This is a genomic window from Promicromonospora thailandica (genome assembly GCF_024171955.1).
Classification (GTDB): Bacteria; Actinomycetota; Actinomycetes; order Actinomycetales; family Cellulomonadaceae; genus Promicromonospora; species Promicromonospora thailandica.
Genome location: NZ_JAMTCS010000017.1, coordinates 1 through 19824, shown reverse-complemented (window position 1 = coordinate 19824; position 19824 = coordinate 1). Strand labels below are relative to the sequence as shown.

The following is a 19824-nucleotide window of genomic DNA, read 5'->3' as shown; positions in this document are numbered from 1 at the left end:
TGCAGGCCAGCACCGGCGACATGCCGGAACCCCTCAAGGGCACCGTCGAGATGTGGACCGACGGCGCCTGCAAGGGCAACCCCGGGCTGGGCGGCTGGGGTGCGCTGCTGCGGTTCGGCGGGCACGAGAAGGAGCTGTTCGGCGGCGAGAAGGTCACCACGAACAACCGCATGGAGCTGACCGCCGTCGTCGAGGCGCTGCGCGCGCTCACGCGGCCCAGCACGGTGATCATCCACGTCGACTCGTCGTACGTCATGAACGGCATGAAGAGCTGGATCGCCGGCTGGAAGCGCAACGGCTGGAAGACGGCGTCCAAGCAGCCCGTCAAGAACGTGGACCTCTGGCAGGAGCTCGACGCCGAGGTGGCGCGGCACCAGGTGAGCTGGGTCTGGGTCAAGGGACACGCGGGCGACCCGGGCAACGAGCGGGCCGACGCGCTGGCCAACAAGGGCGTCGACAGCGTGCGTTGACGTGCGTTCCCGCGTGTCCACGCAACGAGACCGACGTCACGTCACCGGGGTTGGCGCGCCCTAATACCCTTGGACCATGGCTTCCCACTACGACGTCGTTCTCCTCGGCGCGGGACCCGGTGGCTACGTCGCCGCCATCCGCGCTGCCCAGCTCGGTAAGTCCGTCGCGATCATCGAGGAGAAGTACTGGGGTGGTGTGTGCCTGAACGTGGGCTGCATCCCCTCGAAGGCTCTCCTGCGCAACGCGGAGCTGGCCCACATCTTCAACCACCAGAAGGACTTCTTCGGCATGTCCGGGGACGTCACGTTCGACTTCGGGAAGGCCTTCGACCGGTCGCGCACCGTGGCCGACGGGCGCGTCAAGGGCGTGCACTTCCTCATGAAGAAGAACAAGATCACCGAGTACGACGGCCGCGGCACCTTCCGCGACGCGAACACGATCGAGGTGGCCCTCAACAAGGGCGGCACCGAGACCGTGACGTTCGACAACGCGATCATCGCGACCGGCTCGCAGGTGCGCCTGCTGCCCGGCGTCGAGCTGTCGGAGAACGTGGTCACCTACGAGAAGCAGATCCTCACGCGCGACCTGCCGAAGTCGATCGCCATCGTCGGCGCCGGCGCCATCGGCATGGAGTTCGGCTACGTGCTGAAGAACTACGGCGTGGACGTCACGATCATCGAGTTCCTCGACCGTGCCCTGCCGAACGAGGACGCGGACGTCTCCAAGGAGATCGCCAAGCAGTACAAGAAGCTCGGCATCAAGGTGCTGACCTCGACCGCGGTCCAGACCGTGAAGGACGACGGCTCCTCGGTGACCGTCTCCTACAAGGGCGTCAAGGACGACAAGCCGGGCGAGCTCGTGGTCGACAAGGTGCTCATGGCCGTCGGCTTCGCGCCCAACGTGAGCGGCTTCGGCCTCGAGAACACGGGCGTGCAGCTCACCGACCGCGGCGCCATCGACATCGACGACTACATGCGCACCAACGTGCCGCACATCTACGCCATCGGCGACGTCACGGCCAAGCTCATGCTGGCGCACGTCGCGGAGGCGCAGGGCGTCGTCGCCGCCGAGACCATCGGCGGGGCCGAGACCCAGACCCTGGGCGACTACCGCATGATGCCGCGCGCGACCTTCTGCTCGCCGCAGATCGGCTCGTTCGGCCTCACCGAGCAGCAGGCCAAGGACGAGGGCTACGACGTCAAGGTCGCCACCTTCCCGTTCATGGCCAACGGCAAGGCGCACGGCCTGGGCGACCCGACCGGCTTCGTGAAGCTCGTGGCGGACGCCAAGTACAACGAGATCCTGGGCGCGCACATGATCGGGCCGGACGTCTCGGAGCTGCTGCCGGAGCTGACGCTGGCGCAGAAGTGGGATCTGACGGCCGACGAGATGGCGCGGAACGTGCACACCCACCCGACGCTGTCGGAGGCGCTGCAGGAGTCGATCCATGGGATTGCTGGGCACATGATCAACTTCTGAGACCGGTCTCCCGGTTTCTCGGGAGTCGAACCTGGTCAGAGGCCCGGATCTGCGGAATTCCGCGGATCCGGGCCTCTTTGCGTCCTGGGGCGTCGTGGACACCTATGGACGTGAGGAGCCCCGAATTGCCTCCCTGAGAGGCACGCAGGAGGCACGCCGACACGACCAGGAAGGAACCGACGATGGGCACAAAGACCGAGGTACGGCCGCAAAAGCGAGAGGCATGGGGCAGGCTGCGCAAGCTGCCCTCGAAGCGCTGGCAGGCACGATATGTGGGTCCGGACGACAAGGTGTACTCGGCGCGGACCGAGGACGACAAGCCACTGACCTTTCTCACCAAGGGTGACGCGCGTGCGTGGCTCAACGGGGTGCACGCCGCGATCAGCCGAGGGGAGTGGCTTCCGCCCGGCGAGGCTGTCCGACGGCGTCGGGCCGCCGCTGAGGCCGTAGCCGCGCGGGACGTGACCTTCCGCGAGTACGCCGAGCGGTGGCTGGAGCGCATTACGACCGAGCCCGGCAAGGGCGGCAAGCTCCGCCGGCCGGGCACCGTGCTCGCGTACCGAGGGCGGGTGCGCAACTACCTCATGACACCGCTCGGGGACGTGAAGGTGCGAGAGATCGACACTGAGCAGGTGCGTGCCCTCGTGATCAAGCTCGTCGCCATGCCGTCGGTGCTCAAGGAGGACGCCAAGCACAACGGCATCGCGGGCGACGCCGTCGACGTGTTGAAGATGATTCTGCGGGCGGCGGCGCGTGATGGGCTGCTCGCGAAGATGCCGGACGTGCCGACGCCGACCCGAAAGTCGGTGCGGCACGACGACGCGCACACTCCTGAGGACGACGTCGCGACGCCGACTCAGGTCGACCTGCTCTACGGTGCCGTGCCGCAGCCCTGGAGGATCGCCGTGCTGTTCGCTGCGTGGTGCCAGCTGCGGCGCGGGGAGGTGCTGGGGCTGCAGCGGCACGACATCGTCTGGAACAGCGACAGGACCGCGGCGATCCTGCATGTGCGACGGCAGAAGAACGGGAGCACGGGCAAGCTCACCGATCCGAAGTCGGACAGCGGGCGCCGGTCCATGGCCGTGCCTCCGCTCATGATCGAGCGGTTGCGCGAGCACCTTGACGAGCACGTGGGGCGGGGACGGATGGCGCCCGTGGTGCCGGGTGCTGTACGGGGTAACCAGTACCTGTCGGCGTCGCGCTGGAACGGCATCTGGGCGGCCGCTCGGGGCGCAGTGTCGGGACTTCCGGACGGATATCGGTTCCATGACCTCAGGCACACGGGGCTGACCCGGATCGCGCAGGAAGGGGCAACGCTCGCCGAGCTCATGCGGCGTGGCGGGCACTCCGACGTGACGGTGGTGCTGCGGTACCAGAAGGCGACGATCGCCCGCGACATCGAGCTCGCGGCGCGGATGAGTGTGACGGCAGGGGAAGAGATCCGGGTGGAGATGGAGCGTGCAAAGTCCGAGGACCGGGCTGCTTGATGCGTGAGTGGCTGGACTTCCCTCGCGAGGAGGTCCAGCCGCCGTGGTCGCAATGTGCGCGCTGCCACCATCGATCCGGGATCACACGGAACGTGACGTCGGGATCGCGACCACAAGGTTCTGTGTAAGTTCGTCGAGGTCGACCCGGATGAGCCGGCCTACTCGGTAGCCCGCGATAGTGCCATCTGCGATTCGGCGACGCAGCGTCTTGACGGACACGTGAAAGTGCTCGGCGGCGGCGGAGAGCGGCACCAGGTGGGTGGGGTGCGCAGGCGTCGGGTTGGTGCGCGGCATGATGGCTCCTCTCAAGTTCCGGCTTTGTGGAATAGGTGAGAAGGAACCCCCGGCTTTGCCTGCGTGAGGGGACTCGTCGTCGGGTAGCAGCACCTCTGTTCGGGTGGGGGCCGGGTTGGGTGTGCATCTCATGTTGGAGTTGGCAGCACTGGCGCCTTGGTAGGCCGACGTAGACCGGTAAACGGGTCAGCCGTCGAGGCACCCTGGGTCGGGCGATGCAGTGCAGGATCGAGGTCTGACCGTCGCCCGGTTGAACGAAATCGACCGTGATCCGGCCCGTACGGGCCGGATCACGGTCGATAGCGCTGAGTGCTCTCGGAGGCTCCGAATGTGCTCGGTCCTGCGTGTACGGGTTCAGGCCTTCTGGATAAGCCTCCAGGTGACAGCACCGCCGTTGTACGGCGGCATGGTGTTCCCCTTTGCGATGGGTGCCGTCGTCGAGGGGGCGGTGACGACTTCCCAGACGCCGCTCTCCGGGCAGGTCTGTCCGGTACGTGCGGTGGTTCCGATGGGGACGGGCATGGATTCCTCCTTGGCTCTTGTGATCCGATATCGAACCACTGATCCGATAGTAGGCAGGCTGTGTGTCGAGATGCAACCGGTGGGTCGAAACCGGTGCATCAGTGGTAAGATCACGACCTCTGACTCTGATCGGAGGATGCATGGCCAAGACGCGCATCAACACACCTGCTCTCCAAGACGCTCTCGATCAGGTGCGGATCGAGAGAGCGCTCTCCTGGCGGCAACTTGCTGGCGAGATTGGTGTAACGCCATCCTTGTTGTCCCGGCTCCGCAATGGGTATAAGCCCGATGCTGAGGGCTTTATGACGTTGGTCCGATGGTTGGGTATCCCAGCGGAGCGCTTCCTGATGGATGAACATGCGGCTGCTCGCCAGCCGGAACTGATGGCCGAACTCGCCCCATTGCTTCGAGCGCGGAAGGATCTCAATAAAGAAGATATCGAGTACCTTCAGGAAGTTATTCAGGCAACTCTGAGGCGTGCATCGGCAAAACGAGGAGAGCGAGATTGAATAAGGCGCAACTGAAAGCGCTAGCTCTAGAACTACGCCGCGAAGTTGACCTTACTGCTCATGATAGATTCGACCCGTACGAACTGGCTGATCTTTACGGCGTTGACGTGATCCAGCTTTCGGAGGCGGAGTGCACGCCCGAGGCGATGGAACACTTTGCGGTGAGCAGGCCGGATGTTTTTTCAGGAGCCCTGGTTCCGTGTGTTGACGGCAGTGTCTTCATTGTAGAGAATGACTTGCACGCTCCCGAACGGCGCGTCTCCACTGCGAGCCATGAGATTTCGCACGTTGTCCTGGAGCATCCGTTCTCGGCCACTCTTACAGATGCTGGTCGCTGTCGTGTCATGAATAAGGACCACGAGGACGAGGCTGCTGAACTTAGCGGTGAGTTGCTCTTGCCGACCGAGGCCGCTCTCCGCCTCGCGTATGACAATGTCAGTGATGCTAGTGTAGCCACTCGGTTTGGAGTCAGCGTGAGTTTCGCGCGTTGGCGAATGAACGCCACGGGCGCGCGAAAAATCGCTCGCAGGGCTCACGCGAAGCGTAGCCGGAACGGCCGTACTTCCTAAGGCGGGAATCGCAAATACCCCACGTGTCGGTGGGTGCCACCGTATGGAAGAGGTCCGTGCGTCCTCGATGCCCGCAGCTTTCAGTTGCCGTGGTGGCCCGAGTCGGATCAATTCCACTGCCATGGTTGGCCCATGGCACCGTAGTCACCCTGGTCTGTCCGTCGTGCCGTCGGTGGCGTCGAAAAGCGTCTGGACGCCGGCGTCGGGCAACACCTGGTTTGCGTTCCGTACGGCTTCCGCGCGTCGGGCGAACGCGTTGGTCTCCGCGAGGACCTCGCTAAAGGTGGTCCAGTCCGTGTCGGAGGCGTTTGCGGCGATCACCGTGGGGTCGTACTGGGTGGTCCAGCCTTTGAGGCCAGGCCAGATCGAGGCCCACTGGCGAAGACTGGCCGGTGCGGTCCGCAACCTGCTGCCGGGGTGATCGTTCTCGCGGCCTTCGAACTTACCCGCGTCGTTGTTCGAGGGGTGCGGGCGGTAATCGTTCTTCCTGACCGTGGCCAGGAGTTCCTGAACGTCGTCGGCGGTCACAGGCTCGATAGTCTGCTGGTCCGGATCGGTGGCGGCGAGAGCTGCCCGTACGGCCTCGTACTCGGGGTATACCGGGTTCCCGTCCTGGATCCGAGCCAGGGCCTCAGTGGCGAGGTTCCGGATGTGGCCGGGCCGGGCGACGTCGCGAGTGAGGTCGACGAGCATGCTGAGGCGTTCGAGCGTGTTCTGCGACTTGCTGCCGGTGACGATCAGCGCTGCCTGCTCCCGGACTTTGCCCCGTCCAGACCGGTCGTGCGTGGCATCTGTCTTGTCCTCAGGCTGTCCCGGTGAGGTCCGGTGGACTCCACCGCTGGCATCGACCGTGGCTGTCTTCTTGTTCTCATTCCGCCGCGCCCCGCCGAACCGCGTCTCGGCCTGCCGGCGCTCGGCATCTTCGCGGAGTAGTTCCTTGATCTCGCGGTAGAGAGCTTCCTTCTCCAGCGGGGTGTAGTCCTTCCGTTGGGTGTTCTCGTCGCGTTCTGCCAGCAGAGCAGTGACCGGGTCGGAGATCCCGGAGCGCACCCAGACCTTGATCGACTTCCAACCCAGGCGCTTGACGGCCTCCAGACGCCGCCACCCGCACACCAGCACCCGGTCCGGTGTGACGGTGATGGGCTGCAGCAGCCCGAGCTGGTCGATCGACGCGGCGAGCGAATCAAGGTCGCCAGCGTCCTTGCGATGGCGTGCCCCGACGATGATCGAGTCAACGGTCACGGTGAGCGCTCCGGCGAGGGCGTCGGCTTCGTCAGGCATTGCGCACCGTCCGTGTCATGGCCGATCGATCTGTCGCGGGCACGATGGCTCTGTGTCCTGACGGTGAGAAACGGACGACCTGACCGACGAGCTTCTGATCCGTCAGCAGAGTGGCGATTGGTTCGCCGGACAGGACACGGCGCAGGAGACCGGAGATCTGCCCGAGGCCATCATCGGGTCCCAGGACGATGCGGCACAGGGCGGTCCACGAGCGGTGCGGGATGTCCAGCAGGGTCAATGGCGTCAGGTCACGCCGCAGGTACTCGAATGCGGTGGCTGGGTTGCCGGCCTCGACCAAGCGGGAGCAGATGTAGTCCAGGCCGTTCGTGGCGACGGCTCGGGGCCAGCCGAGCGCGACGAGCAGCTCGACGACGTTCGTCACGGCCACCGGAACCTCCCCGGGAGTGACACCGTTGACTGGACTCGGGCCGGCGGAAGCGTCGGCGGACGCCCGGCGCCGAGCACCAGAGATCGCATCGAGGTGGTCTGCCCACGAGCGGTCGCCGTCATCGCGCTCGCCGAACCGGACCACGTCATGGTGCTCGCCGGACATCAGGCGCCGGGCCTTGCCGGTGGAGCACAGCAGGGCGTCGGCGCGCTCGTTCGCCTGCACGGTCAGTTCCACCGCTCTGGTCACCACCGCCCACGGATCCACGGCACGCGCGGTCGCGGCGGCACGCAGCACCTCGAACGCGGCTACCGCGGCGTCGTGCGGAGTCTGCCGGTACCGGCGGGCCAGCGCACCGAACCGGCGGGCGCAGTGCTCAAGCAGGGCCTCTGCCTCCGGATCGGTGGCCCAGACGTCGGGGCCCGCGCCATGCAGTCGAAGCAAGAGCTGGCGCAGGCCTTCTGGTGAAGTGAATCCGCGTGGCTCTGCCGGCTGGCCGAGCGGGCCGGGCGGCGTCATGCGATCGGTGGCGTCCATGTCCTGCACCGTGACTTGCACCTGTACCCGTCGAGGTACCACGCGACGTCCCCCTGGGCGCGCATTCTGCAGTCCAGGCGGTTGGGGGACATGGCGTTCACGCAGGTCGATGTGTGGGTCGTCCATGTCCCCCAACTCGTGCAGTTTGGCCGCGGTGTCTGGTGGTCGCGGGCCGCACGAATTGCTCGGGTCGCCGTGCGACGTGGGATCTTTCGGGGGAGTGTTCGGCTTCGTGTTCATGGGCGCGATCATGCAGATCGTGCGCGCACTTTCCGCACACCCAAGGAGCGCACACCTGTTGGTGTGCGGAGCGTGTGCCCTGGTCAGGGGCGCGCACCTATTTCTCGTCGTGAGGCCTGCTTCGCGGCACAGTCGCTTGAGATCGGCATCCTGGTCTGCTGCATTTCCCGGGCGGTGTGCGCCGGTGCGCATCGCCCGCCACCTACTCGTCTGTACAGCGGGGCGTGCTGCGGCGGCGGAGCTGGGCGCACCACACGGAACTTCCGCCCGCCCACGGCGACGTCGGCCGCCAGCGTGCTTCAGGCCATCCCGGCCAGCTTCATCGGGTCGCAACCGGCGTGGGTGTTGCACCGATGACCTGGGCGACGTCGTCGGGAAGTGGGTAGGCGCCCTCCGGCGGAAGCATGGCGGCGACAGCGTCCGGATCGGAGCGCAGCAGGTCGCGCAGATGGCGGACCTGCTCATTGACGTCGTCGATCCCGACGATCCACTCGTCGATGTACGCGCTGACGGCGCTGCCGCTGAGCCCGACCTGTAGCGACCGGTGCGGCAAGGGGCCGCCGGACGACGTCCGCTCGGGGTCCCACTGCACTCGCACCTCGGACTGGCGCTTGCGCGTGGTCCAGGCCGCGGCGTCGTCGTACACCGACCGGTCGAAGTGCGACAGGCATGAAGTCGCCAGCGCCTCCTCGAACCCAGCGCGGGTGATTCGGACGGCCAAGACGCGCTCCTGACCGGGCTTGGTCGCCCAGCCGGAGCGATACATCATCCAGAGGAACGACGGCTTGATCCAGGTCATCCGCTCGCGCTTGAACGGTGGCACGAACGTCCCGGCTGCCAGGGCGGCGTCAGCGATCGCGGGTGGGTAGGCCTGGTAGACGACGATCGTGGCGTCGTCGAACACAGCACGTACCTGCCGTTGCGGGATTTCGAGCATGAGCGCGACCGTATCGGCGGTCCTCCGAGGGACGCCACGGCATTCTCTCGGCTACGGAGCCACCGCTGTACTGGTCCGAAGGAACCTCAGGAAGAGCGCAGCGCCCCGCGTCAGGGCGTGGACGTTCCCGAGGCGAGGACGCCGGTGCTGGACAGTCGGATTGGCCTCGACGTGCTGAGGCTGCCGCAAATGCCTCGCGGCCAGGGAGCGTCAGGTGTCATCGTGGGCCGATGAGCGAGCCACTGGTGCGGCCCGCGGTCCCCGATGACGCCGAGGCGATCGCCGTCGTGCACCACACCTCCTGGGTGCAGACCTATTCCGGCCTGCTCCCGGTCGAGCACTGGGAGACCGACACGGTCGAGCGCCGCGCGCAGCGGTGGCACGAACGGCTGTCCGACGTCGACGCCGGGCACCCCTCGGTCGCCGTCGTCGACGAACAGGTGGTGGGCTTCGCCAAGGCTGGTCCGACGCGGACGACGCAGGGCGTTCCTCCGCCTGTCCGGGACGATGAGCTGTGGTCGCTCTACGTGCTCGGTGAGTACCACGGGACCGGGATCGGCGGGCTCCTCCTCGACACCGTTCTGCCGTCCAACCGGTCCGCCGAACTCTGGGTGGCTGGTGCGAACCCGCGCGCCCGTAGGTTCTACGAGAAGCACGGGTTCACACCGGACGGCGCGGGGCTTACCGACAGCCTCGGCTTCGCGCTGATCCGCATGGTGCGATGAGCACACCGCAGCTCGATCAGCCCACACTGAAATGTGAGTCCCGCGGGCAGCGCATCCATCAGCTTCGCCCTGCGTAGTAAGCACTCAGCGCAGCCTCGGCGCCGGACCCCATCGCGGTCTGGACACGTTGCCCGCGTGACGAGCGCAGGTCGCCAGCGATGTGCACTCGTGGGTGCTGGCCCTCGATGGGGCAGTAACCGTCCGCATCGTGGACGAGTCCGTGGATGGCCACGGGTGCGACACCGATATTGGTGAATGTCTGATCACCCCGCAGGTTGCCCGGCTGTGCGACAAGGTCGTCATCGACCATCAGCGCGTCCACGGGGATCAAGGTGACCCGTGGGTCGTCGGCGACTTCATCGGTCTTGTAGGAATCTGACGGTGGGTGCGGGACCAGCAACTTGACATCGAGCGCCGGGTTGGCGCGCAGAAAAGTGCCGAGCGGGCGGTCGGCACCCAGGACAAGCCAGGTCTGGCCGACGGCGCCAGCGGCATCGGCGTCCCACAGCGGAGACAGCCTCATGGGGGTGGTTGCCATGATCCATGGTGCGTCGTGCGGCTGGATGGGGGCGACGCCGGTTGCGACGATGGCGTGCTTCCCCTTGATCTGACGCCCGCTGGCAAGTGTCACGCTGACCGAGTGGTCGGTTGCGTCGATGCGCGTTACCGCGGCGTGCACGATGTCGGGCGCGGCGCGCTCGACATCGGCGAGTACCGCTGCGGCGAGGTCTGGACCGGTCCTGTGCCCACCGAGGGCGTTGTCGATGGTGGCGATGCGCCACAGAGCGCCGCCGAGACGCGCCCTGGGTTCGATGATGGTGCTGGTGAGTCCGACACTTGCCGCCATGACGGCTGCGGCGCATCCGGCGGGTCCGCCGCCGATGATGACCAGGTCCGTTTCTGACGTCATCGGTCGGCTTGAGTTGGCGCGAGCGATTCGAGCAGCGTCGAGGTGGTGACGAGCTGGCGCCGTCCGATCAGGCGGCGAGTGACGGCGAGCCCGGCCTCGTGGGTCTCGGTTCCTGCGTCGCTGGCGCAGGCGTCGGTCACGACCCATGGCCCGTACCCGCGCTCAAAGGCGTCGGCCGCAGACTTCAGCACGCAGCTCTCAGTCGCGATCCCGCAGAACACCAGGTCGTTCCAGCCTTGGTCACTGACCAGAGCTGCTCCCTCGTCGCTGAACAAGGTGTACCCGAGCTTGTCGATCACAGGATGCCCGGCAGCGAGCGGCTGGATCTCAGGTGCGAGGTCGATCTCGGGCGATTCCATCAGGCGCGACCAAGAGAAGTACTTTTCGTACGCGCTCCCCGGCTGGTTGAGGTAGCGGGTGAACACCACCGGAAGCTTCAGGCTCGTCCAGGCTGTGATGAGGTCGGCGATGGCCGGGACAACGTGCTTGCTGTGCCGATTGACGAAGCCGTTCTGTACGTCCACGACGACGAGAGCAGGGTTGCGGAGCTGGGTGCTGGTCACGCTCGTCACCGCTGGTCTTCTCGAAGGGCTGCTTGGGCACCGAGCAGGATGTCGGTCAGTCCACTGGTGTTCACGATGGCCTCTCTCATCAGGCGGTGCTGGGCTGTCTCCAGCGGTCGGGCGGAAGTCAGGCGCGAGTGAGCTGCGCGCAGAAAGCGCCAGCCGTATTGGTCGGGGACGTCGGGGTCACGGCCGGTCTCCACGGATCTCTGTATGTGCGCCGAGTAGCACCAGATGAGCTGCGCGAGTACCTCGGTCTCGACGAGTTCGTCGATCGTCAGCGCACGCTCGAGTGCCAGCGGGTGATAGGAGACCCCAGACCATCCGACGAAGCCTGCCGCGATTCCGTGCACTCCGATGGACGTGACCGCCGGATGAGCGAAGCCCGACGACAACAGCGTCGTCTCGGTCTCTGCGCCGAGCACCCTCACCTCGTTCGGGTCGCTGCGATCGACCAGCGGCGACGGTGTCGCCATGAGCTGCAGAGCAGTTTCGTACTGGGCGTCGTCCCACGGGCAGTCGTGGAGCCAATACGCGGACAGCACATACTCCGGCCTCAGGTCGGTGTGGCCGTTGGCGCCGAGCAGATCCGCCAGTACCTGCGCGGCCCATGGTGGGTCTGTCGCATAGGTGCGGTACCGCCATTCGGCGAGCTCCGAGAGCGTCTCGGGCTCGCGCGGCTGGACGATGTGGAACAGGGCCACTCCACAGGGATGCACATAGAGCGAGCACTGGTCGGCATCAGGGTGATCGATGGGCGCGAATCCTGTGTCCAGAAGAGCCTCGGGCGCCTCGAGCCCGACTCGTTTCATGAGCCTGGCGGCGAGGTAGTGCCCGACGAAGACCGGCATGAACTTGTGCGAGTCGACCCGGATGGCGTCGGCCGCGGCGTCCCTGACACGACCTAGGCGCTTGCCGCCTGGCGCCGTCAGGCTGTGAAAGCGCCCGCTCTGTTCGTCGGAAGCACGAGCGAGCGCCGTGTCCAGAAGAGCCTGTGTCTCGGGCCGCGGAACGTAGTCAGTGCCCCCTGACTCCCACTTGGCGACCACTCGGTCGCTGACGCCCAGATGCTCGGCGAACAGGCGCTGCGTCATACGAAGCGCCTGCCGAAGCTGCTTGGTCTCTCGACCGGTCCACCGGTGCACACTGCCTGTCATCGTTCCCCCACATCAGACCTCAAGACAGGCCCCCACCTCCGACCTTCGGCAGCAGTTCAGCACCGGTTCGGCAATGGTGCCCGAACTTGAGCACATCCGTCACGCAGACATGCAGATGGCCCTCGCAACTGGATGATCCGGGCCAGGGGGCAAGCCGGTGGGTACAGCAGACGTTCGGGCACGGTGCCGCGGGCGGTCGTTCCCCAACCAGTGGTGACGCCGTGAGGCTGGTTACACGCAGACGGACTGAACCGTCCGACCACTGAGCCGCTCGGCGACACACACGCCGCCTATGTCGTGGCCCTGCGTGATCAGCCATGCACGACGAAGGGACAGTCACATGCCCGTGCCCGGAATCCCCACGTATGTCGAGCCCGACACGACACTGCGGGTCAAGGTTGGCGACACCTGCGGACTGACCTGCACGTTCTGCCACAACGAAGGCACTCCGGTCGCAGCGGACAACCGAGGCCGTTCGGCCGGCACCTTCACGATCGGCGGACCGAGCGGACGCATGTCGATCTACGCCGCGACCAACGGCGCGAGGTTCTTGCCCGCCCCGATTCCCGCCGACGAGCGATTCGGTCGGGTGCTCGCGGACCTGCGCGATGCGCTCGAGCTGACCGAGGTGCACCTGACCGGCGGCGAGCCGACGTTGCACCGGGACGTCGCGCGACTGACCAAGATCGCCACCGGTGCCGGCTACCAGGTCGGCATGACCTCCAACGGGGAGAACGGCGGCAACGTCCTGTCGGACTGTGCGGAGGCTGGGCTTGATCGGGTCAACTTTTCGATCTTCGGGACGACCGCGAACGAGCTCGCCGAGGTCCAGCACGCGAAGTACCGGAACCCCAAGCTCGCTGAACGGAAGATCAAGGAGCTCCACCGCTCGATCAGCGTCTGTGCGGATCGCGGAGTCAAGGCCAGCGCGAACATCGTCGTCCTGGACGACAGCCACGCGCCTCGCGTGCACCGGCTGCTCGACGAGTACTCGCCGCACCTGACCGTCCGCCTGCTCAACTCGCTCGACCACGGGTCCGCCTCGGTGGACGCGATCGAGCGAGTCCTGGCCGAGCGTGGTGCTGTTCCCGAGGCGAACTACGTCACCGCGGGTGTCTCCGGTTCGCGCACCTCGTACAGGCTGCCTGACGGGCGTCGCGTGTACTTCAAGCAGATCAGACGGGTCCGCCTGCCCGAGACGTGTGCCGGGTGCAAGTTCAACAACGACACCGACTGCGAGGAGGGCTTCTACGGCGTCCGGCTTTACTACGATCGCGACGGTCAGTACCAGGTAGGCGTCTGCATCCAGCGCATGGACCTGTGCCAGCCCGTCGACGAGTTCCTGTCCAGTGGTCTCCGCGAGGAGATCCTGGCGTTGCGGGATGCCGAGTACCGCGAGTTGACCGCCAGCGCCGCTGGCTGACACAGAACACCAACCGAAAGGACCTGTTGTGCCGATCGAGCACGAGGGCAAGATCCTCGACATCGACCCAGCCGCCGTCGAGCGGACGATCCTCGACAAGGGCGGGCAGAAACTGGGCGAAAAGCTCATGCGCCGGTATGTCTACGACATCGTGCCCGGCGACATGTCCAAGTGGATCCGGCTGCGGGACACCGGCAAGGAAACGACGCTCACGGTCAAGGAGATCAAGAGCGACGCGATCGACGGCACCCATGAGACCGAGGTCGTCGTCAACAGCTTCGAGGAGACCAACGTGCTGCTCGGGATACTCGGTTTCACCGCGAAGTCGTACCAGGAGAACAAGCGGGTGAGCTTCCTTCTCGACGGCGCCGAGATCGAGATAGACAGCTGGCCGCGGATTCCCACTTACCTGGAGATCGAAGCCGGGTCAGCCGAGGAAGTAATCCGTATCGCCGGCGTGCTCGGCTACGGTGCTGATGACCTCACCGGGGAGAACACGATCAAGGTCTACGGCAGGTACGGCATCGACCTGTCTGCGATCTCCGAGCTCCGCTTCTGAAGGGCGCGAAGGGCGCGTTACCCGCCCATCCCGGGGCGACTACATATGGCATCCCGTCACAGGCCAGCTGATGGTCAGCGTGCCGTGCGCGCGTGGCAGATGCGCCACGTGCGGCGGGACCTCTTCGAGCTCGGTGCCGGTCGGCCACCACTGGAACAGCGGTTCGGCGCCGCGGTATTCGGCGCCGTAGCGGGCGATCGTGTCGGCGAGCCGTCGGGTGAGCGGTGCCGCGTCGGGGCCCTTGCCGATCGCGCCGACTTCAACCGTGGTCTCTGAGGCGGGGCGGCGGTGCAAGGCCGCGAACGACGCCCCGTCGACCCGGGCCGGGTAGAACGACATGTTTGAGCCGCGGTCCGCCGGGTCCTCGGCTTCCATCGCGAAGGCGCCTGGCTGGACCAGGAGGTAGGTGAGCAGGTCGAGCCAGATGGTGCGGTTCTTGTAGATCACGCCGGACCAGGCCTCGGTCGGGTCGGACGCCAGTACGTCGTCTGACACTCCGAACCGCTCAGGGATCCCGATGCCGGGGAACGTGAACGTGACCGGCTTGCCTGACGGTCCTGTCAGCTGGGCAGAGGCGGGGTTGAACAGTTCCGCGCCCTGCAGCGGCACGAACCCGCCCGGCACGGTTGACTCCGAGACGAGCCGCCCGTCTTTCTTGCGGAAGCCGATGATGCGCTGGAGCCCTGGGGCGACCTGGAGGGGGACGACCAGGATCCCGTCGGGCGCGAGCTGCTCGATCCAGGTGTCCGGGAGGGACCAGGGGGAGACGGTGACCATGATCCGATCGAACACACCGCGCCCGAGGGGTTCGGCGGCGTCGGCGGTGATGACCTCGACCCGGTCGGTGAGGCCGAGCTGTGCGAGCCCGGTGCGTGTACGGGCGGTGACTCCTGCGTCGATATCGACACTCACCACCTGGCCGGTGGGTCCGACGAGGTGGGCAAGCATTGCCGCGTTCGGGCCGCCGGACCCGATCTCCAGCACGCGCTGGCCGTCCTCGACATGGGCCTGGGCCAGGTTGCCCGCGTGCATCGTTGGTGCGGACAGCGAGGACAGCGCCTTGCCGTCGTCGGCGAACCGCGTCTGCAAGGCATTGTGGATCCCGTATGGCAGGTCTGCCGGGGTGCCAGTGGGTGCGAACACCTCGCGCGCTACTGCACGGAACGCTGCCTCAATCTTCGGGTCCGAGAGCACACCCGAGTCGATGAGCTCAGCGATCATCCGCTCACGCAAGGCCTCGGGACTCAACGTCGGGTCGGCCTCGATGTCGGTCTGCGCATCGCTCTGGATCATGCATTCCCCCTGTAAGTCGATCGCTTCGGTTGATCGATTCCGAACAGCTGGCGGACCGACGAGCCTCCCTCGATTGCGATCTCGGCACGCAGGTCGTCCGGGCGGGCGTCCCACAGCTCTCGGGTCAAGCGGTAGCTGTGCTCGATGACCGACTGTCCTTCGCGGGCGGTGACCCGCGACCCGTTCGCCATGTATCCCAGACGGCGGGACACCGCGTTCGAGGCGGGATTGTCGTCGTACGCCTCGCTGATCATCTCTGCTGCGTCGAGCCCTTCGAAGGCGAGGTGTAGCACCATGAGTCGCATCCGGGTGCCGATGCCCTGGCCATGGTGTCGAAGCCCGAGCCAGGAGCCGGTGAGTCCCGAGCGGGTGACCCGGAAGTACTTCGCGGAGATCTGTTGCTCCCCGACGATCGCGCCGTCGCGGAACACGGCAAGCGACAGTGCCCAGTCGTCGGCGGCGGTCCGGCCCCGGTTCTTCCACTGGTGAGCGAGGACATTCCGCTTGACCTCTTCGTGGGTGCCCCGGGTCCATGGCCAGGAGAACGGGGCGACCTCGGGGTTGTGCACACCATCGGCGGCGAGGCCGGCGAGTGCGAGTAGCTCGATGTCGTCGGGCAGGCGGAGCTCCAGGTCATCCCAACGGACCCGCAATCCGAATGTCGGTAGGACTGCGCTCAGAGCGTCCCGAGAGGTACCCGTCATGGATGGGCTCGCGGGGTACCGAGGACGGCGGCTTCGACGAGTCGCGGTCCGCTGTACTCCTCAGGGACGGCGTCCATGATGAGCTCGTCTGCGGGTTGGCCGAGCCATGAGCCGGTGCGGCGTCGGGTACCGACGGTGCGGAATCCGGCCTTCTCGTAGGCGCGGATGGCGGCGGTGTTGTTCGCCAGGACCTCAAGATAGACGCAGCGCAGCGCGGTGACGTGGAAGGCCCAGTCCAGCACCATCGTGGTAGCGATCGTGCCGGTGCCGCGCCCGCGGTGGTCGGGTTCGCCGATGTAGATGAAGAACTCGGCGGTGCGGTAGCGGTCGTCGATGAGCAGGGACGTCATCCCGACCGGTGTCCAGGCGTCGTCGTGGTGGCGGTAGATGGTGAACCGGGTCTGGTCGGCGCTGCCTTCGAGCTGGGCTTCAAGCCCGGCGGTGCGTTCAGTGAGGGACTCGGGGGTCTGGCGGGCGTAGCCGGCCATGACCGGTAGCGAGTTCTCCCAGCGCCAGTAGGTCTCGGCCAGGTCGGCGCGGAGCGGGCCGAGGCCGATGTCGTCGTGGGTCAGCCACAGATCCGGGGCGATCGTGTTGATGGTCGGCTCCAAGAAGTCGGGTGGTGCTTGCACGGCTTCGTCCTGCTCAGATGGATAAGAGTTGCGCCCAGGCGTCCGCGTTCGGCTCCTTGCGGATGATGTGCCTTCCACGCAGGAAGTGATCGGCGGCGGTGGCCTGCCGGTCCAGGTCGAAGTCCTGCTCCGGGAAGTGTTCGGAGAACCAACCTCCAACCTCGGTCCAGGAGTACAGGCTCCATGGCTCAGGGGAGACGGGGGAGGGGAATCCTCCCGGGCCACGCTTCCCGGTCGCAAGCAGGCGCGCAGACTCGCGGCTGCGGCCTGTGCGGGTGGCGATCTCCTTGATCGAGATCAGGTCGTCGGTCTGCAGCCCCACGACGAGCGCGCCGCAAGCTTCGATCTGCTGCACGGTCGAGTTGACTGCTGTCGCGAAGTTCGCCGCGTCGATGACCACGTGTGCCAGTGGGACGGGTCCGCCGCCCTCCAGGCCCGTCACGGACGGCACGTTGCCCGCGATGGCTTCGGTCTGGGCGTCGTCGGGATCGCGTTCCAGAACTAGGGAGAACTCGTATTCGGTCATCACACGTGCTTCCTGTGCTGTTCGACGAATCTGCGGATCAGCCGTGCGCCGTTCTCGGGGTTGCGGCCGGTGGAGAACACCTTGACGTGTGCTCCGCACGAGCACTCGATATGACCCCAGGTATGGCCGCTCAGCTCGCGCACGGTGAAGCCGGCCCGTCGTGCCTCGTCGACTGCTTTACGGACTTCTTTGTGCATGGCGATCATCCCCGGACTGTTGGCAGTGTGCAACACATTGGTCAATGGGAGTTCGCAGGCGGCCGCTCGGGGTTGGGTCCGGGTTGTCCGGCCGTCCGAGTAAGAGCATCCAGCCGCATGTACAGGGGCAGCTCAAACCCGGCCCGGCCTCGGCCGTCGTGCACGCTGCGCCAGTGCGCGCGGCGTCGGCCGATGTCACCTCGTGGATATTCGAGACCGGCTTCACGAGCGGCGAGTTCGAGCGCGCGCATCGTTGCGCCCGAGCCGGAGGGGATCGGACCATGCCGCTCCCGTACGCCGTCGCGAAGAGTCCAGGTGTCGCAACGCGCTATCTCTGAGTGGTGCTCGTGCCAGACGCGCAATGTCGTCGGGCCCGACGCAGTGTGTACCGCCATGGCAAGCTGGCCCGCGAGCCGCGACAGCGTGGCCGTCTCGACATTGAGCGGTAGTAGTGAGCGCAGAACAGCCACTGCTCCGCGCTGACCGATCGTGCCGGTGATCTCGCGTGCCGCGGCCCGGACAACCTCTGGTGCGTGCCCCATCGCGACACCTCGATCGGCCCAGGCGAGCATGTCGATGTCGTTGACACCGTCCCCCACGGCCACCGTGGCGTCGGGGCGGATATTCCTGTGCACTCGCAGTCGCTCGAGCGCTGAGGCTTTGTTGGTTTCCGGCGCGGTGACATCCAGCCAGTCGGCGCCCGCCGGCGTCACCGTCACACCGGACTCGGCCAAGGCCTGGGCATGCTGTGCGATACCAGGACCATGTAGAGCGACGCGGGTTGCCGGCACCGCGCACAAGTCAGCGACAGGTACCTGCTTCTGTTCCCCGTTGAGCAGCCCTCGCTCGAACAGGGCGTTCACTCGCCAGCCCCAGCCGATCTCTTCCACCCCGACGTACGCACCGGGCACTAGACCAAGGACCCGGTCGATCAGTGCGCTCGGATCGAAGCGTCGGGCTTCGTGAACTGAGTAGCCCGAGGCCGCACCGCGCTCCAGGCGAACGGTCATAGCCCCGTTGGAGCAGACAGCGAATCCTTCGGTCAGGCCGAGCCTTGTCGCAACGGGGAGCAATCCGACCAACGACCGACCAGTCGCCAGCACCACCTCGTGTCCGGCCGCACGCACCAGATCCAGAGCCGTCACGGTCTCCGCCGGGATCTTCCCGCCTCGTTCCAGGAGTGTTCCGTCGATATCGCATGCGACGAGCATCGAAGAGCGAGCAAACGTCTGGGGCTTGAGGGGTGTAGTGCTCACGGTGCGTCCTCGGCAGGTGTCGGGGTGTCGTGCTCTTTGCCGAAACTCTGGCCGGGGCGGGGTGTTCGCTGGTAGGAGCGGCGCGTCAGCCGTTGTCAGCAGACAACTGCCTGCTTCGGAGTACACCGCTGAGTAAACGACGGCTGGCGTACGCCGATGAGGGTTCCCGCCCGTGGCGGTTCCGTACGAGCAGGCCGTACGCTGCCGAGCGTGAGCACTCAGCCGAGCAACTCGACGCCCAGCACGCCGACCCCAGCGGTTTCCGCACAGGCCGCCGTGACGCCGAGCAGGCCGACGCAATGGGAGATCCTGGGCGAGCGACTGGTGGATGACACCCGTCGGGCGAACGTGAGCATCGCCAGCGTGCGTCTGCCCGACGGCGTGGAGTTCGAGCAGTGGGTGCTCCGGGTCCCGGCCGCGATCATGGTCTTGATGCTGGACGACCAGGACCGGGTCCTGATGATGTGGCGGCACCGGTTCATCATCGACTCCTGGGTCTGGGAGCTGCCTGGTGGCTACCTCGACCCGAACGAGGGACCCCAGGCCGCTGCTTTCCGCGAGGCCGAGGAAGAGACCGGGTGGCGACCTCGCGAGGTCCGCGAGTACCTGCGCTTCCAGCCGATGGTCGGCACCGTGGACCAGCCCAACATCATCTACCTCGCCCGCGGCGGGCATGACACAGGTGCTGCCCCCGATATCAACGAGGCGGAGGAGATCCGGTGGATCCCGCTCGCCGAGGTCCCGGGACTGATCGAGTCCGGGCAGATCGTCGGCGCGGCATCGGTAGCAGGGCTTATGAAGGTCCTTCTGGACCGTGCCGAAGGCCGGCTCTAGGGCGTGTTTCGGAAGTGGTCAGCGGTGGCTGAGCCAGTCCAGGACGTGGGTGGCGATGGTGGCGTGGTCGGCTTCGACGGTGGTGGCTTGCTCGCCGGTGGCGGGGTCGCGGTGCTCGATCTCGTAGCCGCCGAACGCTCCGGGGCGGGTGTGGACCGAGATCGACCAGTCGATGTCTTCGTCCTCGGGGTAGATCACGAAGAACGTGTTGTCGGTGGCGTTCAGGTCCGCGAGCATCGAGAGGATCTCGACGTGTCCGGGGTCTTCGACGTAGCCGCCGTCCTCGGTGTCGGCGTAGCAGGCAGGCCGAGGGGTGAGCCAGGACGGCAGG

At 66.4% G+C, this 19824-nt stretch carries 24 protein-coding genes; 9 read left to right on the top strand and 15 right to left on the bottom strand.

Features of this window, described 5'->3' with window-relative positions; translation table 11 throughout:
• Window positions 1-20 precede the first annotated feature (20 nt).
• The 3 genes from rnhA (at window position 21) to APR03_RS23440 (ending at window position 3437) form a co-directional block, all read left to right on the top strand.
• Window positions 21-470 carry a ribonuclease HI gene (rnhA, locus tag APR03_RS23450; protein WP_308216539.1) on the top strand — a complete coding sequence of 150 codons (450 nt, stop codon included), beginning with the start codon at window positions 21-23 and terminating at the stop codon, window positions 468-470.
• Between the two features lie 76 nt (window positions 471-546).
• Complete coding sequence (gene lpdA / locus APR03_RS23445) at window positions 547-1950, top strand: dihydrolipoyl dehydrogenase (RefSeq protein WP_253839685.1); 1404 nt, start codon at window positions 547-549, stop codon at window positions 1948-1950.
• A 182-nt stretch (window positions 1951-2132) separates the two neighbouring features.
• Window positions 2133-3437 carry a tyrosine-type recombinase/integrase gene (locus tag APR03_RS23440; protein WP_253839683.1) on the top strand — a complete coding sequence of 435 codons (1305 nt, stop codon included), beginning with the start codon at window positions 2133-2135 and terminating at the stop codon, window positions 3435-3437.
• An 81-nt stretch (window positions 3438-3518) separates the two neighbouring features.
• On the opposite strand, the gene APR03_RS23435 is transcribed toward APR03_RS23440, so the two are convergent.
• Together APR03_RS23435 and APR03_RS23430 are read right to left on the bottom strand one after the other, a co-directional pair.
• Window positions 3519-3731 carry a helix-turn-helix domain-containing protein gene (locus tag APR03_RS23435; RefSeq protein ID WP_253839682.1) on the bottom strand — a complete coding sequence of 71 codons (213 nt, stop codon included), beginning with the start codon at window positions 3729-3731 and terminating at the stop codon, window positions 3519-3521.
• Between the two features lie 354 nt (window positions 3732-4085).
• On the bottom strand, window positions 4086-4253 hold the full coding sequence (locus APR03_RS23430; protein WP_253839681.1) for a hypothetical protein: 168 nt from the start codon (window positions 4251-4253) through the stop codon (window positions 4086-4088).
• Window positions 4254-4393: 140 nt separating this feature from the next.
• On the opposite strand from APR03_RS23430, the gene APR03_RS23425 reads away from it, so the two are divergent.
• Together APR03_RS23425 and APR03_RS25480 are read left to right on the top strand one after the other, a co-directional pair.
• Window positions 4394-4762 carry a helix-turn-helix domain-containing protein gene (locus tag APR03_RS23425; RefSeq protein ID WP_253839680.1) on the top strand — a complete coding sequence of 123 codons (369 nt, stop codon included), beginning with the start codon at window positions 4394-4396 and terminating at the stop codon, window positions 4760-4762.
• A gap of 146 nt (window positions 4763-4908) precedes the next feature.
• Window positions 4909-5331: an ImmA/IrrE family metallo-endopeptidase gene (locus APR03_RS25480; RefSeq protein WP_372494989.1), complete on the top strand. Its 423-nt coding sequence runs from the start codon at window positions 4909-4911 to the stop codon at window positions 5329-5331.
• A gap of 144 nt (window positions 5332-5475) precedes the next feature.
• On the opposite strand, the gene APR03_RS23420 is transcribed toward APR03_RS25480, so the two are convergent.
• The 3 genes from APR03_RS23420 to APR03_RS23410 form a co-directional block, all read right to left on the bottom strand.
• Entirely contained in the window at window positions 5476-6612 is a 1137-nt protein-coding gene (locus tag APR03_RS23420) for a ParB N-terminal domain-containing protein (RefSeq protein ID WP_253839679.1), read from the bottom strand.
• The gene (locus APR03_RS23415; RefSeq protein ID WP_253839678.1) at window positions 6605-7537 is read right to left on the bottom strand and encodes a hypothetical protein; all 933 of its coding nucleotides are present in this window, start codon (window positions 7535-7537) and stop codon (window positions 6605-6607) included. Before APR03_RS23415 ends, APR03_RS23420 begins: the two co-directional genes overlap by 8 nt.
• A gap of 559 nt (window positions 7538-8096) precedes the next feature.
• Window positions 8097-8714: a DUF4291 domain-containing protein gene (locus APR03_RS23410; protein ID WP_253839677.1), complete on the bottom strand. Its 618-nt coding sequence runs from the start codon at window positions 8712-8714 to the stop codon at window positions 8097-8099.
• A gap of 230 nt (window positions 8715-8944) precedes the next feature.
• Between APR03_RS23410 and APR03_RS23405 the strand changes: the two genes are divergently transcribed.
• On the top strand, window positions 8945-9439 hold the full coding sequence (locus APR03_RS23405; RefSeq protein WP_253839676.1) for a GNAT family N-acetyltransferase: 495 nt from the start codon (window positions 8945-8947) through the stop codon (window positions 9437-9439).
• Between the two features lie 58 nt (window positions 9440-9497).
• Here APR03_RS23405 and APR03_RS23400 read toward each other — a convergent pair whose 3' ends face one another.
• Genes APR03_RS23400 through APR03_RS25380 form a run of 3 tightly spaced genes read right to left on the bottom strand, consistent with a single transcriptional unit; the run spans window position 9498 to window position 12069 of the window.
• Window positions 9498-10349 (bottom strand): FAD-dependent oxidoreductase, encoded by an 852-nt coding sequence (locus tag APR03_RS23400; RefSeq protein WP_253839674.1) that lies wholly within the window; start codon window positions 10347-10349, stop codon window positions 9498-9500.
• A complete protein-coding gene (locus APR03_RS23395; RefSeq protein ID WP_253839672.1) occupies window positions 10346-10921 on the bottom strand; it encodes a cysteine hydrolase family protein in 576 nt (191 codons plus the stop codon). Before APR03_RS23395 ends, APR03_RS23400 begins: the two co-directional genes overlap by 4 nt.
• A complete protein-coding gene (locus APR03_RS25380) occupies window positions 10918-12069 on the bottom strand; it encodes a helix-turn-helix domain-containing protein (protein ID WP_308216538.1) in 1152 nt (383 codons plus the stop codon). The genes APR03_RS23395 and APR03_RS25380 overlap by 4 nt, the downstream gene beginning before the upstream one ends.
• A gap of 340 nt (window positions 12070-12409) precedes the next feature.
• On the opposite strand from APR03_RS25380, the gene APR03_RS23385 reads away from it, so the two are divergent.
• Together APR03_RS23385 and APR03_RS23380 are read left to right on the top strand one after the other, a co-directional pair.
• On the top strand, window positions 12410-13492 hold the full coding sequence (locus tag APR03_RS23385; RefSeq protein WP_253839669.1) for a radical SAM protein: 1083 nt from the start codon (window positions 12410-12412) through the stop codon (window positions 13490-13492).
• Between the two features lie 28 nt (window positions 13493-13520).
• Window positions 13521-14051 (top strand): class IV adenylate cyclase, encoded by a 531-nt coding sequence (locus APR03_RS23380; protein WP_253839668.1) that lies wholly within the window; start codon window positions 13521-13523, stop codon window positions 14049-14051.
• Window positions 14052-14090: 39 nt separating this feature from the next.
• On the opposite strand, the gene APR03_RS23375 is transcribed toward APR03_RS23380, so the two are convergent.
• The 6 genes from APR03_RS23375 to APR03_RS23350 are packed head-to-tail and all read right to left on the bottom strand — an operon-like array spanning window position 14091 to window position 18659.
• Window positions 14091-15344: a class I SAM-dependent methyltransferase gene (locus APR03_RS23375; RefSeq protein ID WP_253839667.1), complete on the bottom strand. Its 1254-nt coding sequence runs from the start codon at window positions 15342-15344 to the stop codon at window positions 14091-14093.
• Window positions 15341-16048, bottom strand: coding sequence for a GNAT family N-acetyltransferase (locus APR03_RS23370; protein ID WP_253839666.1), 708 nt, complete (start codon window positions 16046-16048; stop codon window positions 15341-15343). The genes APR03_RS23375 and APR03_RS23370 overlap by 4 nt, the downstream gene beginning before the upstream one ends.
• On the bottom strand, window positions 16045-16659 hold the full coding sequence (locus tag APR03_RS23365; protein WP_253839665.1) for a GNAT family N-acetyltransferase: 615 nt from the start codon (window positions 16657-16659) through the stop codon (window positions 16045-16047). Before APR03_RS23365 ends, APR03_RS23370 begins: the two co-directional genes overlap by 4 nt.
• Before the next feature lie 34 nt (window positions 16660-16693).
• Window positions 16694-17206 carry a hypothetical protein gene (locus APR03_RS23360; protein WP_253839663.1) on the bottom strand — a complete coding sequence of 171 codons (513 nt, stop codon included), beginning with the start codon at window positions 17204-17206 and terminating at the stop codon, window positions 16694-16696.
• On the bottom strand, window positions 17206-17412 hold the full coding sequence (locus APR03_RS23355; RefSeq protein ID WP_253839661.1) for a hypothetical protein: 207 nt from the start codon (window positions 17410-17412) through the stop codon (window positions 17206-17208). Before APR03_RS23355 ends, APR03_RS23360 begins: the two co-directional genes overlap by 1 nt.
• A gap of 32 nt (window positions 17413-17444) precedes the next feature.
• Complete coding sequence (locus APR03_RS23350; RefSeq protein ID WP_253839659.1) at window positions 17445-18659, bottom strand: HAD family hydrolase; 1215 nt, start codon at window positions 18657-18659, stop codon at window positions 17445-17447.
• A 210-nt stretch (window positions 18660-18869) separates the two neighbouring features.
• Between APR03_RS23350 and APR03_RS23345 the strand changes: the two genes are divergently transcribed.
• Complete coding sequence (locus APR03_RS23345; protein WP_253839657.1) at window positions 18870-19493, top strand: NUDIX hydrolase; 624 nt, start codon at window positions 18870-18872, stop codon at window positions 19491-19493.
• 18 nt (window positions 19494-19511) lie between these two features.
• On the opposite strand, the gene APR03_RS23340 is transcribed toward APR03_RS23345, so the two are convergent.
• The coding region (locus APR03_RS23340; protein WP_253839655.1) for a hypothetical protein at window positions 19512-19824 on the bottom strand (313 nt) is incomplete at its 5' end.

Coding starts and splice junctions, on each gene's coding strand:
- rnhA (WP_308216539.1), top strand. CDS start 21: ATGCCGGAACCCCTCAAGGGCACCGTCGAGATGTGGACCGACGGCGCC.
- lpdA (WP_253839685.1), top strand. CDS start 547: ATGGCTTCCCACTACGACGTCGTTCTCCTCGGCGCGGGACCCGGTGGC.
- APR03_RS23440 (WP_253839683.1), top strand. CDS start 2,133: ATGGGCACAAAGACCGAGGTACGGCCGCAAAAGCGAGAGGCATGGGGC.
- APR03_RS23435 (WP_253839682.1), bottom strand. CDS start 3,731: ATGCCGCGCACCAACCCGACGCCTGCGCACCCCACCCACCTGGTGCCG.
- APR03_RS23430 (WP_253839681.1), bottom strand. CDS start 4,253: ATGCCCGTCCCCATCGGAACCACCGCACGTACCGGACAGACCTGCCCG.
- APR03_RS23425 (WP_253839680.1), top strand. CDS start 4,394: ATGGCCAAGACGCGCATCAACACACCTGCTCTCCAAGACGCTCTCGAT.
- APR03_RS25480 (WP_372494989.1), top strand. CDS start 4,909: ATGGAACACTTTGCGGTGAGCAGGCCGGATGTTTTTTCAGGAGCCCTG.
- APR03_RS23420 (WP_253839679.1), bottom strand. CDS start 6,612: ATGCCTGACGAAGCCGACGCCCTCGCCGGAGCGCTCACCGTGACCGTT.
- APR03_RS23415 (WP_253839678.1), bottom strand. CDS start 7,537: ATGGACGCCACCGATCGCATGACGCCGCCCGGCCCGCTCGGCCAGCCG.
- APR03_RS23410 (WP_253839677.1), bottom strand. CDS start 8,714: ATGCTCGAAATCCCGCAACGGCAGGTACGTGCTGTGTTCGACGACGCC.
- APR03_RS23405 (WP_253839676.1), top strand. CDS start 8,945: ATGAGCGAGCCACTGGTGCGGCCCGCGGTCCCCGATGACGCCGAGGCG.
- APR03_RS23400 (WP_253839674.1), bottom strand. CDS start 10,349: ATGACGTCAGAAACGGACCTGGTCATCATCGGCGGCGGACCCGCCGGA.
- APR03_RS25380 (WP_308216538.1), bottom strand. CDS start 12,069: ATGACAGGCAGTGTGCACCGGTGGACCGGTCGAGAGACCAAGCAGCTT.
- APR03_RS23385 (WP_253839669.1), top strand. CDS start 12,410: ATGCCCGTGCCCGGAATCCCCACGTATGTCGAGCCCGACACGACACTG.
- APR03_RS23375 (WP_253839667.1), bottom strand. CDS start 15,344: ATGATCCAGAGCGATGCGCAGACCGACATCGAGGCCGACCCGACGTTG.
- APR03_RS23370 (WP_253839666.1), bottom strand. CDS start 16,048: ATGACGGGTACCTCTCGGGACGCTCTGAGCGCAGTCCTACCGACATTC.
- APR03_RS23360 (WP_253839663.1), bottom strand. CDS start 17,206: ATGACCGAATACGAGTTCTCCCTAGTTCTGGAACGCGATCCCGACGAC.
- APR03_RS23355 (WP_253839661.1), bottom strand. CDS start 17,412: ATGATCGCCATGCACAAAGAAGTCCGTAAAGCAGTCGACGAGGCACGA.